The following is a 14,020-nucleotide window of genomic DNA, read 5'->3' on the forward strand; positions in this document are numbered from 1 at the left end:
GTCTGGGCAGGCCCGCCCTCCGGAAATGCCTGGAAAGCCCCGGTCACCGGCCATTATCCTGGCGGCCGCCCCTGTTTTCCCCCGTCAGGAACATCGCCATGGACAGCCGCCTGGATACGGCCCCCACCCCGCCCAACGCCATCCACCTTGCCGACTACACGCCGCCGGCGTGGCTGATCGACACCGTGGACCTGCATGTCGATCTGCGGGAAGAGGCGGCGACCATCCGCGCCACCCTGGCGGTGCGCCGCAACCCCGCCGCCCAGGGTACGGCCGCCCTGGCCCTGGATGGGCAGGAGCTGGAGCTGCTGGCCGTGCGGGTGGACAACCGCCTGCTGGGCCCCGACGATTACACCCTGACGCCCGACCATCTGACCCTGACCGGCCTGCCCGACGCCGCCACGGTGGAGATCACCACCCGCACCCGGCCGCAGGACAACACGGCGCTGGAGGGGCTGTACAAATCCTCCGGCAACTACTGCACCCAGTGCGAAGCCGAGGGCTTCCGCAAGATCACCTATTTCCTGGACCGTCCGGACGTGATGGCCCGCTACACCACCACCATCGAGGCGGAAAAGGCCCGCTATCCGGTGCTGCTGTCCAACGGCAACCTGGTGGCCAGCGGTGCGACCAACGCCGACCCCGCCCGCCATTGGGCGCGGTGGGAGGATCCGTGGCCCAAGCCCTGTTACCTGTTCGCCCTGGTGGCGGGCGACCTGGTGCACATTGAGGACCGCTTCACCACCCGGTCCGGCCGCGACGTGGCGCTACGCATCTATGTCGAGCCGGGCAACGAGGCCAAGTGCGGCCACGCCATGGAATCGCTGAAGAAATCCATGAAGTGGGACGAGGACGTCTACGGCCTGGAATATGACCTGGACATCTTCAACATCGTCGCCGTGTCCGACTTCAACATGGGCGCGATGGAGAACAAGAGCCTGAACGTCTTCAACACCAAGTACATCCTGGCGCAGCCGGAAACCGCCACCGACACCGACTTCCTCGGTATCGAGACGGTGGTGGCGCATGAGTACTTCCATAACTGGACGGGCAACCGCGTCACCTGCCGCGACTGGTTCCAGCTGAGCCTGAAGGAAGGCCTGACCGTCTTCCGCGACCAGGAATTCTCCGCCGACATGAACTCCGCCCCGGTGAAGCGCATCCAGGATGTGCAGCGCCTGCGCCAGGGGCAGTTCATCGAGGATGCCGGCCCCACCGCCCATCCCGTGCGGCCTGAGAGCTATATCGAGATCAGCAACTTCTACACCCCCACCGTCTATGAGAAGGGGGCGGAGGTGCTGCGCATGTACCGCACCCTGCTGGGCACCGCGGGCTATCGCAAGGGCATCGACCTGTACTTCGCCCGCCATGACGGCCAGGCGGTGACCACCGACGATTTCCTGGCCGCGATGGTGGAGGCCAACGGCGCCACGCCGGCCGACCCGCTATGGGCACAGTTCCGCCGCTGGTACGCCCAGGCCGGCACGCCGGTGGTGACCGGCGAAGGCCGCCACGATCCGGCCACCGCCACCTACGCCCTGACCCTGCGCCAGACGGTGCCGGCCACACCCGGCCAGCCGGACAAGCAGCCCATGGTGATCCCCGTGGCCCTGGGCCTGGTGGGGCCCGGCGGGGCCGACCTGCCCCTGACCCTGGAGGGCGAAGCGGCGCCGGGCGGAACCACCCGCACCTTGGCCCTGACCGAGGCCGAGCAGACCTTCACCTTCACCGGGGTGACGCAGCCGCCGGTGCCGTCGCTGCTGCGCGGCTTCTCCGCCCCGGTGCGCCTGTCCTTCCCGCACGACGATTCGGCCCTCACCTTCCTGATGGCCCACGACAGCGACCCGTTCAACCGGTGGGAAGCGGGGCAGACCCTGGCCACGCGCCTGATCCTGGCGGATGTCGATGCCCGCGCCCAGAGCGGCACGGCCCAGGCGCCCCGGGCCTATATCGACGCCGTGGGCCAGACCCTGGCCAGGGCGGCGGATGACCGGCTGTTCGCGGCCCTGGCGCTGGCCCTGCCGACGGAGGCCTATCTGGGCCAGCAACGGCCCCTGATCGACGTAGACGGCATCCACGCCGCCCGCCTGGCCCTGCGCCACACCCTGGCGCGGGAACTGAACGGCGCTTTCCGCAAGACCTACGACGGCAACCGCACCGACGGCGCCTTCACCATCAGCGCCGACGCCATGGGCCGCCGCGCGTGCAAGAACGCGGCCCTGGCTTATCTGATGGCCCTGGACGACGCGCCGGCGCGGTCCCTGTGCCTGGCGCAGTACCAGGGGGCGACCGCCATGACCGACGCCATCGCCGCCCTGGCCTTGATCGCCGACAGCGACATGGCCGAACGGGCCGATTGCCTGGCCCATTTCGCCGACCGCTGGAAGGGCGAGCCGCTGGTGATGGACAAGTGGTTCGCGGTGCAGGCCCTGAGCGACCGGGCGGACACGCTGGACCGGGTGCGGGCCCTGCTGGACCACCCGTCCTTCGCCATCCGCAACCCCAACAAGGTCTACGCCCTGGTGGGCAGCTTCACCGCCAACCAGTCCAAGTTCCACGCGGCCGACGGCAGCGGCTACGCCTTCCTGGCCGACACGGTGCTGACCCTGGACCGGCTGAACCCGCAGGTGGCCAGCCGCATGGTGAAACCGCTGGCCCGCTGGCGCCCCTACGATGCCGGACGCCAGGCCCATGCCAAGGCCGCCCTGGAACGCATCATCGGCAGCAAGGGCCTGTCGCCCGATGTCTATGAGATCGCGTCCAAGAGCTTGGCCGGCTGAAGGCACACTGGGTCAAAGCACTGAAATAAGCAGGCATCCATGAAGTAATCATGGGTGCCTGTTTTAATTTGTGCGCCACTTTCACAGAAATAAGACGTCGATTGTAATTTAACTTGGAAATATGCGGAACATATGAGAGTTATATTTAATAATTAAACGCAGAGGAATTCATGAATCACAAATACGTTAACGCACTTATTTTATCAATTACCATGGCCTCCCTTTCCGCTTGCGTTCCCTACAGTTCAAGCGAGGCGGTGAAACCCTTGTCGGCCGACATCGCGACGGGTGCCTTCATTTCCGACATAGAGATCAAGGCGCTTCCTCCCGACAGCCCGCCGGAGTTCAAGGACGCACTGCAAAAGGCCCTGCAAACGGATCTGAAGAAATGCGCCACGGGAACCCATCCCCTTCGGTTGGAGGCCCGCGTGGCCCGCTTCAAGGACCAAGAACGCGGCCAGGACCATCTTTCTGGGCGACGCCGAGGTCGTCCGTGGTTCCGTACAACTGTATGATCCCACCTCCGGCGCCCTGGTCGGCGACTATGACATCAACCGATCCGTCGGCGGCGGTGGCGTTCTGGCAGCGGCGGGGCTGAGCGGCGCCGTGGGACAGATGGCCGAGGCTTTCGCCGACCAGACCTGCCGGCAGGCCTTCCCCGCCGCCGTCCAGCCCAAACGTTAACCGGGACGCTAACCAGCCATGATCCGGTGGGGCGACAACCTGGCGCCCCACCGGATGGTGCCGCCTCAGCTGGTGGGCGACGCCGGAGACGCACCGGCGGTGACCGGGGCCTTCTTGCCGGTGATGGTGGCGACGAAAGCCGGATCCGCGAACATCTTCTTCACGGCGTCGTTCATGGCGCCAACCAGGGATTCGGCGGCGTTGGAACCATTGGCCATCATGATGGTGTTCTTGACCGTGCCGTCATAGGCCTGGCTGAACAGGCTGGCGCCGCCCGCGTCAGCGACCGCGACCGTCAGGTTGACGTCACCATTGGCCGTGCCGGACATCAGGCCGGCACCGTACTGGTTGTAGAACTGGTTGATGGTCACGGTAACGGCCAGACCATGGGCTTCGACGTGGAAGCCCCGCTCCTCGAATTCCGCCGTCAGGGCATCCTTCACCACGCTCGGCACATCCTTGTCGGAGCGGATGGCCGCCATTTCCGTGCCGAAGCCGTTGATCTTCGCGGAAATGCGGTTGCGGTCGGCGGTACGGCCGTCAACCACCGTCAGCCCGACAGGCTTCGCCCCGGCCACCGCCTCAGCCTGGGTCGGCGCGTATTTGATGGTCGCGACGTCTTCACTGAGCGCGCAGCCACCCAGCAGGGATACAACGGCCAACGCCATGACGGACCTATACATTTAACCCCCTCGTTTGATAGCGCCGGCCTCTGGAAAGGCCGACCCAAGGGGTATGGATCCCGCGCAGTTCAGTTGCAATGTTCTGATACATTAATGCGTTAACGGCGCACCGGGGGAATCTTCCGAAATCCGGGGCCGCAACAGGTCGATCCCCCCTTAGCCCTATGGATTTTCCGGGAAATCGTGGCCTGCCCCCTAGCCGGACGGCCTACCGCGACAGATTGCGACAAAACGCCACATGTGGCGCATCCGACCTAGGGTCATGCCTCCTTTGGCACTGTCAGTGCGCCAGCAGCACCGGGATGGTGGCGTTGTTCAGCACATGACGGGTGACGCCGCCCAGGATCATCTCGCGCAGGCGGCTGTGGCCGTAACCACCCAGCACCAGCGTGTCGGCCTCCACCGCCGCGGCGGTCGCCAACAGCACGGCGCCCACGGCCTGGCCATTGGCCGCCGGCTGCCGCACCTGGGCATGCACGCCCTGCCAGGCCAGGTAGTCCGCCAGTTCGCGGCCCACGGCCCCGTCGGTCTTGGCCGTCTGGCAGGCGATGATGTGCACGCTGTCCGCCGCCTTCAGCAACGGCAGGGCCTGGACCACGGCCTGGGTCGATTCGCGGCTGCCGTTCCAGGCGATGGCGATGCGGCGCCCCAAAGAGGCGCCGGCCTGGAAGGCGGGCGGCACCACCAGCAGGGGCCGCGCGCTGTCCAGCAGGATGGCCTCCAGCATCAGCAGGGCCTCACCACCGTTGGCCTCGCTCACCTGGGCCATGACGGTCACGTCGGCCAGGCGCGCCTGGGTGACGGCCACATCCTCCTGATCGCCGATATCCTCCAGGAACCGGCAGCTGAGCCCCCCGGGCCCCGGCGCCGCTTCCGCCGGAACCGCCCCGGCCGCCGCGGCGGCGGCATCGAACGCGCGCTGGGCCTTGGCGGTATGGGCGACCGATTCCTGCTCCACCATGGTCATGATCTGCTCGACCAGGGCGCCGGAGACGCCCTCGCCCAGGGCGGGCACGGCGTCGCGCGGGTCGGGGTTGGGCACCAGGCCCACGACGTGGCCGGCCGGCCGGGCCAGGGCGAAAGCGCCGTCCAGCGCCGCACGGTCACCGGCGCCGCCGGTCAGCACCGTCAGGATTTTCCGGTAGGACATGGCCTGGTTCTCCCGTCATCTCTCAAGGCCCGCCGCCGGGGGCGGCGCGGGCGGCATCGGCCAGGACGGCCGGCACATCGTGGAGAAGCTTCACCATTTGGGCGGCCGCCCGCATTGAGGTGGCTCAAGTCTGCGCCCCGTCATCGCCCCGGGGCAAGTCACGCGTCCGTCCGCCACCCGGCCAGTTGGCTCAGCAGGCGGCGGGCGACGTCCGCCACGGCGCCCCGCACCGACAGGATGTCCCAGCGCATCTCACCCAGGCCACGGATGGCCATGACGTCGGCGCCGGTGCGGACCGGGGCCGGACCGCCGTCCTGATCCTGGTCGGCCACCAGCCACAGGCCCAGGAAGGGCACCTGGGCACCGTGGGCCACCGCCTCCAGCGCGTGGCGCTGGTCGGCACGGGCATAAACGGCATCGGCCACGACGGCGTGCCCGGCCTCCAGCACCAGGCCGGCGCGGCCCGCCATTTCGCCATAGACACGGGCGGTAACGGTTTCGCTGTAGCCGTCCTGGCCCAGTTCGCCCTCCTCCGGCGCGTCCAGCAGGCGGCGGCGCAGCGCCTCGGACTGCAAGATGACGGCGCCCGGCAGGGGGCCGACATCCGGCGCCAGCATGCGGGCCAGGGTGGACTTGCCCGTGCCCGACAGGCCGCCGATGGCGATCAGGCGCGGCGCGCGCGGTGCCAGGGCCGCCAGCGCCAGGTCCAGGTAGGAGGCGGCCTCCCGCCGCAGCGACGCGCCGGCGGTGCGGCGGCTGACGGCGGTGCTGGCCGTCACGTGGGCGCGGGTGGCGGCGCACAGGCTGATGAACAGGGGCAGCAGGGCCAGGCCGGCGAAATCGTCCGTCTGTTCCAGATAACGGTTCAGCACCAGGGTGGCGAAGGGCCGCAACCGGCGATGTTCCAGATCCATCAGCAGGAAGGCCAGATCGTGGAAGACATCGATCACCGGCGGGCTGCCGACGAAGTCGCCGTCCCCGGCCTGACCCTCCGCAGCGGCGCCGCCGTCCAGCAGGATGCTGGCGCCGAACAGCGTGGGCCGGCCGTTCCACAGGCAGACGCTGCCCAGATGCAAATCGCCGTGGCAGGGCCGCACATAGCCGGAACGGCGGCGGCGCTCGATCAGCCACTCCTGGCGGGTGATGGTGGCCATCAGGCCGCGTTCCAGCCGATCCAGAAGGACGGCCTCGAACAGGTCGGGATGCTGGCGTAGCGCGCCCAGGCAGCCGACGACGGTGGCGCGCACGGCATCCGTGCCCCCGGCGGGCGAACGGCCGGGCACCGGTGCCAAGACACCCTCGGCTTGCGCCCCCTCATGCAGGGCGGCCACGGCGTCAGCCACCACGCGCATGGCATCACGGGTCAGCAGGCCCGCCTCCGCCTGGCGGTCGAACAGGCCGGATTCGGTGAAGCGGCGCATCACCACCACCCAGTCCAGGGCCACGGCACCACTGCCGGCATCCCACGCCGCCAGCGTCAGACGGCCGTGGGGCCCCGGCACGACGGCCAGCACCCCTTCATACAGGCCCGGCGCGATGCGCCGGTTGACCGACACCTCCGCCAGGGCGGCACGGCGGCGGCGGTCGGGGGTGGACAGGTCGAGATGGGGGAAGCGGACGGCACGCCGCAGCTTGTAGGCCCGGTCCCCCGCCAGGAAGATGATGGCGCCGTCGGTGTCGATTCGATCCACCGGCAAACCCTGATGGGTCGCCGGATCACCCAGCAGGGCGATCACGGCGGCCTGGTCCACCAGGGACTGGGTCGCGGGCGCCGGACAGACATCCATGTCCTTATTCTAGCGGCGCTTTGTGACAGGCGATCACTTCCCCGGCGCTTTTTCGATACGTCCCGCGTCAGGCTCCCTGCCTTGTGTCCTATGCCCTTGATAATTGTGCAGGCGCGAAACCATATGATTGGCGGGCATTGCGCCTTTCGGCGCCTTCTTCATGAAATTGTAACCGGCCTGGGGCCATAAGACGGCGGCCTGGCCCGGCGCGGGATTCCTTATGCGTGTGCAGGATGCCCGTTTTGGCGCCCATGCGTCGAACTTGTCGCTTATTCGCAACAGTGGGCGGATATGCGAGGCAAAAGGTAGCGCCTACCGCTTTGGACGTTGAGTTGCCTGAGCTATTCGGGAATCATCCTCGAAACTCTTAATAAGGATTGCGGTCGTGATGCGGCGTCTCTTGAAGTCCACGGTATTGGCGTTGGGGCTGATTTCAGCCGCGGCACCGGCCTTCGCCGAGGACACTCCCAGCTTCCTGAGCCTTGGCATCGGGGAGTATGACGTGCTGCGGACCGGTCCGAAGCACAACACGACCGACTACCGTGTCGAGTATCGTCCCAACACCTCCATCTTCTCGCTGAGCTGGATGCGGATCAGCCCCTGGGTGGGCGGTGAGTTCACCGGCCAGGGTGCCGCGTACGGCGTCGGCGGCATCCTGTTCGACATCCCGCTGGGTTCTTCCTTCGCCCTGACGCCCAATATCGGCGTTGGCGTCTTCGGCACCGGTGCCGGCAAGAACCAGGGCAGCTGGGTGGAATTCCGCTCCACCGCCGAAATCTCGTACAAGTTCGAGAACCAGAGCCGCCTGGGCCTGTCGTTCGGCCACATCTCCAACGCCGGCATCGGCGACGTGAACCCCGGTTCCGAGATCGTGACCCTGTACTACCACATCCCGACCGGCTGGCTGTTCGGCGGCTGGTAAGCGGCGACGCCGCGACCGATTATACGAAAGGGCGCCTTCGGGCGCCCTTTTGCATTTCGGCGTACCGCGTCGCGCGGCGGGTACAGTAGCGGGGCGGAAGCATCATGGAGGTCGCCCTGTGAAGTCATCTCGTGTCGCGTTTGCCGCCGCCGTCCTGGTCATGGCCCTGCAATCCGCCCTTCCCGCCCGGGGAGATGACAAACGGGTCGAGGAAAGTGCGGCCGCGATGATGAGCCGGCGCCTGCCCTACACCTACCTTGCCGATTACGGGGTCGTGTGCGACGGCGCGACGGACAATGCCAGCGCCATCGCCCGGGCGATCACGGCCCGCCCCGGCACCGCCATGATCTGGCCCGCCGGCCATTGCCGGTGGAGCGGCACCATCACCCTGAAGGGGACGGGGACCCAGTGGATCGGCCAGGGCCGCATGGTCACCTTCCTGGAGCCCACCTCGGCCACCGGGGATGAGGTCTTCGTCGGCGATGATGCCAAGCCGGAAACGACGGTCGCCACCTACAACTATGTCTTCCGCGACTTCACCATCTTCCCCGCGGTGACCAAGACCAGCGGCTACACGTTCCACCTCCAGAACGTCCTGGATGTGCTGTTTGAGAATGTGGATACCAACAACGACCTGCTCTACGCCTATGGCGGCGGCAACCGGCACTACAACGGCGTTTTCGCGGACCATTCGAACCTGCATCTGGAAAACGTGCAGGTTCGCGCGCAACAGGACGGGCTGCGCCTGGCCCACAGCGTCGATACGCTGATCCACCTGACCAATCTACGCTTCAGCCGCACGGCGCTGCATTTCGCCGGCGGCGTGGCGGGCTTCACCTGCTCCCAATCCACCATGTCGGAAAGTCTCAACAATTTCCGGGTGGACAATAACGACGACCCCGCGACCCCCAACAAGGGCGCCACCTTCGGCGAAGGCTGTTATTTTGACACCAGCACCGCCGACAACATCGTCATCGACACGCCGCTGGGCGGCCTGAACCAATGGCAATGGGTGGGATCCAGTATCGCCACCCAGGGCGGCAACGCGGTCCACGTCGTCTCCGCCCCCAACAGTTCGGTCCTGGTGTTCACCAACACCTTCATCGGCAGCACGTCGGCCGGCACCCATTCCGGCATCCGCATCGATGATCCCAGCGCCCAGATCGTCATCAACGGCCATACGGCCATCACGGCCAACACCGCCTACGGCATCGAACAGACCTATCCGCGCGCCTATCCCAACCCGGTCACGATCTCGACGGACACGCTGTGGACCCTGGGCGAGGTGCGCGGCAACCAGATCGCCAACACCAACTTCCCCTACAACAAGACGCTGACCATGGTGGGGAAAAGCATTGATGGCGCCACCGCCGCGATGACCGTGGACGGCAAAGGCAAACCCACCCCGGCGACCATGATCTGGCTGCCGGATGAGGCGTCGCTGTCCTACGATATCCAGGTGAATTGCCGGTCGGCCACCACGGCGGACTTCGCCTATTGGCACGTGGGCGGCTACGCCACCCGGGCCAAGGGGCCGGCCAGCTTCGCCATCCGCCACACCACCGACAACGGCGGCACGGGCCGCCACGGCCAAATGGCCGCCAGCCCCGTGGGCCAGGGCTGGACGCTGGGCATCGGCAACGACAGCCGCAACGGCGGCATGGCCTTCACCATGGCGGGATCAAAGGGCCTAAGCGTCACCTGCACGGCGCAGGTTTCCACCGTCGAGAACTGACGGGCGCCTCAGGCGTTCAGATTTTCAGGGGAAGAGGAGTGGTGGGTGCACAAGGACTCGAACCTTGGGCCCGCTGATTAAGAGTCAGCTGCTCTACCAACTGAGCTATGCACCCGCCCCTCAATGCCGCCGCCCGAGGGCGCCGGCCGCCGGGTCTTGCGTCCCGGTGAGGGCGGCTTTTTAGCGTTCCGGGCCGGCCTTGTCGACAGAAAAATGACAGGAAAAACGCGTTGGCGCGACGCCGGGTCGAATAGCACCCATGCGGCCGCGCGCGCCCGACACGAGACCAGCCAATGACAAAAACCCCAGCCGAGGGCTAGGGCGATCACGTCGAATTTCCAGGGGGAAGAGGAGTGGTGGGTGCACAAGGACTCGAACCTTGGGCCCGCTGATTAAGAGTCAGCTGCTCTACCAACTGAGCTATGCACCCGCCCCTCAATGCCGCCGCCCGAGAGCGCCGGCCGCCGGATCTTGCGTCCCGGTGAGGGCGGTTTCATACGGCCCTGGAACGCGCTTGTCGACAGAAAAATGCAAAGGCGCCCGACATAGCGCCCCTGCCCGTCCGCACACGCATCAGAAGTCGCTCATGCCCCGGCGCGACATGCGCACGTCGCGGTGCACATGGACGCACAGCAGCAGGCCGAAGCCGGTCATCACCGTCAGGGCGGAGGACCCGCCGTAGGAGATCAGCGGCAGGGGCACGCCCACCACCGGGATCAGGCCCATCACCATGGCGATGTTGATGAACATGTAGAGGAACAGGTTCACGGTCAGGCCCATGGCCACCAGCCGGCCGTACTGGTGGCGGCAACGCATGGCGATGACATAGCCGTAGACCAGCAGCAGCGTGTACATGGCCAGGAACACCAGGGCGCCCACCATGCCCATCTCCTCCGCCAGCATGGTGAAGATGAAGTCGGTCTGCTTTTCCGGCAGGAAGTTCAGATGGCTTTGCGAGCCCATCAGGAAACCCTTGCCGAACATGCCGCCGGAGCCCAAGGCGATCTTGGACTGCATGATGTGGTAGCCGTGGCCCAGGGGGTCGTTCTCCGGGTTCAGGAAGGTCATCACCCGGTTCTTCTGATAGTCGTGCATGAAGCGCCAGATGATGGGGATGGCGGCCAGCACGCTGCCGATGACCAGCGCGAATTTCCATAGCCGCACGCCCACCAGCCAGAAGATGGCGCCCGACACCATCAGCAGCATGAGCGAGGTGCCCAGGTTGGGCTGCAACAGCACCAGGCACACCGGGGCGATGATCATGACCAGCGCCGGGATCAGGAAGGTGATGCGCCCGCTGTCCTCCAGCGTGGCGCCGTGGAAATAGCGCGCCAGCGCCATCACCAGCGTCACCTTCATCAGTTCCGACGGCTGCAATTGCATGAAGCCCAGGTCGATCCAGCGCTGCGCGCCCATGCCGACATGGCCCATCACCTCCACCACGATCAGCAGGAAGAAGGCGATGCCGTACAGGAAATAGGAGAATTTGAGCCAGATGCGGATGTCGATCAGCGCCACCACCAGCATCACCACCAGGCCGACGCCGAAGCGCATGATCTGGCGTGTGGCCCAGGGGTCGAAATTGCCGTTGGCCGCCGAATAGAGCATGGCGAAGCCGACGCAGGCGACCAGGGTGATCAGCAGCACCAGGCTCCAGCTGATCTGCCCCAGCTTTTCCCCCAGGCTCATGTTGGACTGGGGGTCCAATCCCATGTCGAGATTGATCATCGCGGGGTTCCCCTGGGGGCAGAAGTGGTCTGAGTGCCGTCGGCGGGCGCCGCCGTGCCGGCATCGGCCTGCTGGGCCCGCGCGGCCTCCATCAGCTGCACCTCCAGCAGGAGGTCGCGGGCGATGGGACCGGCCACGGCACCGCCGGCGACACCATGTTCCACGATGACGGCGACGGCATATTTCGGCGCCTGCACCGGGGCGAAGGCGATGAACAGGGCGTTGTCGCGGTCCTTCCACGGCCGTTCGGCCTTCAGCAGGCCGGCGTTGCGCTCCGCCATGGTGATGCGGCGCACCTGGGCGGTACCCGACTTGCCGCCCATCTCCATGCCTGGCTGGGTGATGCGGGCGGCGTAGGCCGTGCCGCCGGCCGACGTCACCCCCGCCATGCCGGCCAGGACGCGCTGGATGAATTCCGGCTTCACGCCGATGTCGGGCCAGTTGGTCTGTTCGGCGGATTCCTGTTCCACCGCCTTGGTCAGGTGGGGCTGCACCGCCTTGCCGCCGTTGGCCAGGCGCGCGCACATCACCGCCAGCTGGATAGGCGTGGCCAGGACATAACCCTGGCCAATGGCGACGCTCAACGTTTCGCCATCGTACCAATTTTCCTTATAGGTGCGGCGCTTCCACTTGGTGTCGGGGATGATGCCGCCCTTTTCGCCGGGCAGGTCCAGGCCGGTCTTGTCGCCCAGGCCGAAGCGGCGCGCCATGTCGGCGATGCGATCAACACCGATGCGCCGCGACAGGTCGTAGAAATAGACGTCGCAGGACCAGCGGATGGCGTCGAACATGTCGACGGAGCCGTGGCCGCCCTTCTTGTAGCAGTGGAAGGTATGGCCGCCGAAATCGTAGGACCCAGAGCAGAACACCCGGTGCGTCGGGTCCACCCCCGCCTCCAGCCCCGCCAGCGCCGTCATGGGCTTGAAGGTGGAGCCCGGGGCGTAATGGCCGGCCACCACCTTGTTGGTCAGTGGCGAGGCCTCATTCTTGATCAGGCCGTCGTACACATCCTGCGGGATGCCCATGGCGAACTGGTTGGGGTCGAAGCTGGGGTGCGAGGCCAGCGCCAGGATGCCGCCGGTGTTCACGTCCAGCACCACGGCGGCGGCGCTGGGGTGTTCCGACAGACGCTGCTGGGCGTAGTACTGCAGCTTGGCATCGATGGTCAGGGTCACCTGGTGCCCGGGCTGGCCATCGTTGCGGGCCAGTTCGCGCACCACGCGGCCCACGGCGTTGACCTCCAGCTGGCTGGTGCCGGCGGTGCCGCGCAGCGCCATGTCGTGCGACCGTTCGACGCCGCTCTTGCCGATGCGGAAGCCCGGCAGCGACAGCAGCGGGTCACGGGCGTTCTGCAACTCCGTCTCCGACACCACGCCGACATAACCCAGGATGTGGGCCGCCTGCTCCCCGAAGGGGTAGGAGCGCACCTGCCCCACCTCGATGGACACGCCGGGCAGGTCGGGCAGGTTGACCTCGATGGCCGACACCTGGTCCCAGGTCAGGTTCTCACGCAAGGTCACCGGCGCGAAGGAACGCAGGCGGTCCACGTCGCGCAGCACGCGGCGGCGGTCGGCGTCGCTGATCGGCAGCAGCTTCACCACCTTGTCCAGCGTCTCGTCCACGTCGTCGGTGCGTTCCGACACCAGCACGGCGCGGAAGTTCTGCTCATTCACCGCCAGGGGCACGCCGCTGCGGTCCACGATGATGCCGCGCGACGGCGCCAGCAGCCGCAGCGAGATGCGGTTGTCCTCGGCCAGGGTGGTGTAGTGATCGCCCTCAATGACCTGGAGGTAATACAGGCGCGCCGCCAGGGTGGACAGCGCCGCCGCCTTCAGCCCGCCCAGCACCAGGGTGCGGCGGTTCATGACGCGCTGGCGCTCGGCGTCCCTGTCGATCGCGTTGAACATGCCCTAAGAAACCTCTTAAACGCGGGGCATTCTCAAATGCCCCCTCAATCGCCGGACGCCGACATCCGGCGGCTGCGGTCGCAGCCTGCAGCGGCATACGCTGGCCCATGCCGCTGGAATTACGTGGCTGTCCCGCCGCTCAGCAGGCCGCGGTGCAGCTTGCTGAAGCACCAGGCCGGAATGGGAAACACCACGATGGCCAGGCCGGCCTGGGCCGCCGCACTCATGGCCCCGACCAGATGCACGGTCATCAGGCTGTAGGCCAGCCACTGCACCACGCCGGCCCCGACCGCCACCAGGGCGAATCCAAACCACAGGAACAGGAAGGAATTCCCCAGGAAATACCGCCGCTGCGTCAAAACCAGCCAATAGGCCAGGATGAAGACCAGCGCGCTCATGCCCAGGGGCGACCCGCCCAGCAGATCCTGCAGCACGCCGATGCCGAACACCAGCAGCGGCCGCAACAGGTCCGGCCGATATATCGCCCAGTAGTAGATCGACATCAAGGTGAGGGGCGGCGCCACGAAGGAATAATCAGGCAATTGCAGGGGCGTCATGCCCAGCAGCATGGACGCGACCGTGGCGCAGAAGGGCACCAGATGCCGTCCGGCCTGGTCCAGCCGTTGCCAACCGCCAACCGCCAT

At 66.8% G+C, this 14,020-nt stretch carries 10 protein-coding genes and 2 tRNA genes; 4 read left to right on the top strand and 8 right to left on the bottom strand.

What is annotated here, in order from left to right:
- Positions 1-98: 98 nt before the first annotated feature.
- Together pepN and PW843_17745 are read left to right on the top strand one after the other, a co-directional pair.
- Positions 99-2,780, top strand: coding sequence for an aminopeptidase N (gene pepN, locus PW843_17740; GenBank protein MDE1148432.1), 2,682 nt, complete (start codon positions 99-101; stop codon positions 2,778-2,780).
- A 170-nt stretch (positions 2,781-2,950) separates the two neighbouring features.
- Positions 2,951-3,295 carry a hypothetical protein gene (locus PW843_17745; protein ID MDE1148433.1) on the top strand — a complete coding sequence of 115 codons (345 nt, stop codon included), beginning with the start codon at positions 2,951-2,953 and terminating at the stop codon, positions 3,293-3,295.
- A 234-nt stretch (positions 3,296-3,529) separates the two neighbouring features.
- On the opposite strand, the gene PW843_17750 is transcribed toward PW843_17745, so the two are convergent.
- From PW843_17750 to PW843_17760, 3 genes are all read right to left on the bottom strand, one after another.
- A complete protein-coding gene (locus PW843_17750; GenBank protein MDE1148434.1) occupies positions 3,530-4,132 on the bottom strand; it encodes a YajG family lipoprotein in 603 nt (200 codons plus the stop codon).
- Between the two features lie 295 nt (positions 4,133-4,427).
- A complete protein-coding gene (locus tag PW843_17755) occupies positions 4,428-5,297 on the bottom strand; it encodes a universal stress protein (GenBank protein ID MDE1148435.1) in 870 nt (289 codons plus the stop codon).
- A gap of 158 nt (positions 5,298-5,455) precedes the next feature.
- Complete coding sequence (locus PW843_17760) at positions 5,456-7,084, bottom strand: AAA family ATPase (protein ID MDE1148436.1); 1,629 nt, start codon at positions 7,082-7,084, stop codon at positions 5,456-5,458.
- Positions 7,085-7,472: 388 nt separating this feature from the next.
- Between PW843_17760 and PW843_17765 the strand changes: the two genes are divergently transcribed.
- Positions 7,473-8,006: an acyloxyacyl hydrolase gene (locus PW843_17765; GenBank protein MDE1148437.1), complete on the top strand. Its 534-nt coding sequence runs from the start codon at positions 7,473-7,475 to the stop codon at positions 8,004-8,006.
- 118 nt (positions 8,007-8,124) lie between these two features.
- Positions 8,125-9,741, top strand: coding sequence for a glycosyl hydrolase family 28-related protein (locus PW843_17770; protein ID MDE1148438.1), 1,617 nt, complete (start codon positions 8,125-8,127; stop codon positions 9,739-9,741).
- A 39-nt stretch (positions 9,742-9,780) separates the two neighbouring features.
- On the opposite strand, the gene PW843_17775 is transcribed toward PW843_17770, so the two are convergent.
- The 5 genes from PW843_17775 to mreD all read right to left on the bottom strand — a co-directional run bounded on the left by PW843_17775 (position 9,781) and on the right by mreD (position 14,020).
- Positions 9,781-9,856 (bottom strand) — tRNA-Lys (locus tag PW843_17775).
- Between the two features lie 239 nt (positions 9,857-10,095).
- Positions 10,096-10,171: transfer RNA gene (locus PW843_17780), tRNA-Lys, on the bottom strand.
- Positions 10,172-10,314: 143 nt separating this feature from the next.
- Positions 10,315-11,469, bottom strand: a complete 1,155-nt coding sequence (gene rodA, locus PW843_17785; protein ID MDE1148439.1) for a rod shape-determining protein RodA — start codon at positions 11,467-11,469, stop codon at positions 10,315-10,317.
- Positions 11,466-13,376: a penicillin-binding protein 2 gene (mrdA, locus tag PW843_17790; protein MDE1148440.1), complete on the bottom strand. Its 1,911-nt coding sequence runs from the start codon at positions 13,374-13,376 to the stop codon at positions 11,466-11,468. Before mrdA ends, rodA begins: the two co-directional genes overlap by 4 nt.
- 119 nt (positions 13,377-13,495) lie before the next feature.
- Positions 13,496-14,020, bottom strand: coding sequence for a rod shape-determining protein MreD (mreD, locus tag PW843_17795; GenBank protein ID MDE1148441.1), 525 nt, complete (start codon positions 14,018-14,020; stop codon positions 13,496-13,498).

The organism is Azospirillaceae bacterium (assembly GCA_028283825.1).
Lineage (GTDB): Bacteria > Pseudomonadota > Alphaproteobacteria > Azospirillales > Azospirillaceae > Nitrospirillum.

Coding starts and splice junctions, on each gene's coding strand:
- pepN (MDE1148432.1), top strand. CDS start 99: ATGGACAGCCGCCTGGATACGGCCCCCACCCCGCCCAACGCCATCCAC.
- PW843_17745 (MDE1148433.1), top strand. CDS start 2,951: ATGAATCACAAATACGTTAACGCACTTATTTTATCAATTACCATGGCC.
- PW843_17750 (MDE1148434.1), bottom strand. CDS start 4,132: ATGGCGTTGGCCGTTGTATCCCTGCTGGGTGGCTGCGCGCTCAGTGAA.
- PW843_17755 (MDE1148435.1), bottom strand. CDS start 5,297: ATGTCCTACCGGAAAATCCTGACGGTGCTGACCGGCGGCGCCGGTGAC.
- PW843_17760 (MDE1148436.1), bottom strand. CDS start 7,084: ATGGATGTCTGTCCGGCGCCCGCGACCCAGTCCCTGGTGGACCAGGCC.
- PW843_17765 (MDE1148437.1), top strand. CDS start 7,473: ATGCGGCGTCTCTTGAAGTCCACGGTATTGGCGTTGGGGCTGATTTCA.
- rodA (MDE1148439.1), bottom strand. CDS start 11,469: ATGATCAATCTCGACATGGGATTGGACCCCCAGTCCAACATGAGCCTG.
- mrdA (MDE1148440.1), bottom strand. CDS start 13,376: ATGTTCAACGCGATCGACAGGGACGCCGAGCGCCAGCGCGTCATGAAC.
- mreD (MDE1148441.1), bottom strand. CDS start 14,020: ATGGCGGTTGGCGGTTGGCAACGGCTGGACCAGGCCGGACGGCATCTG.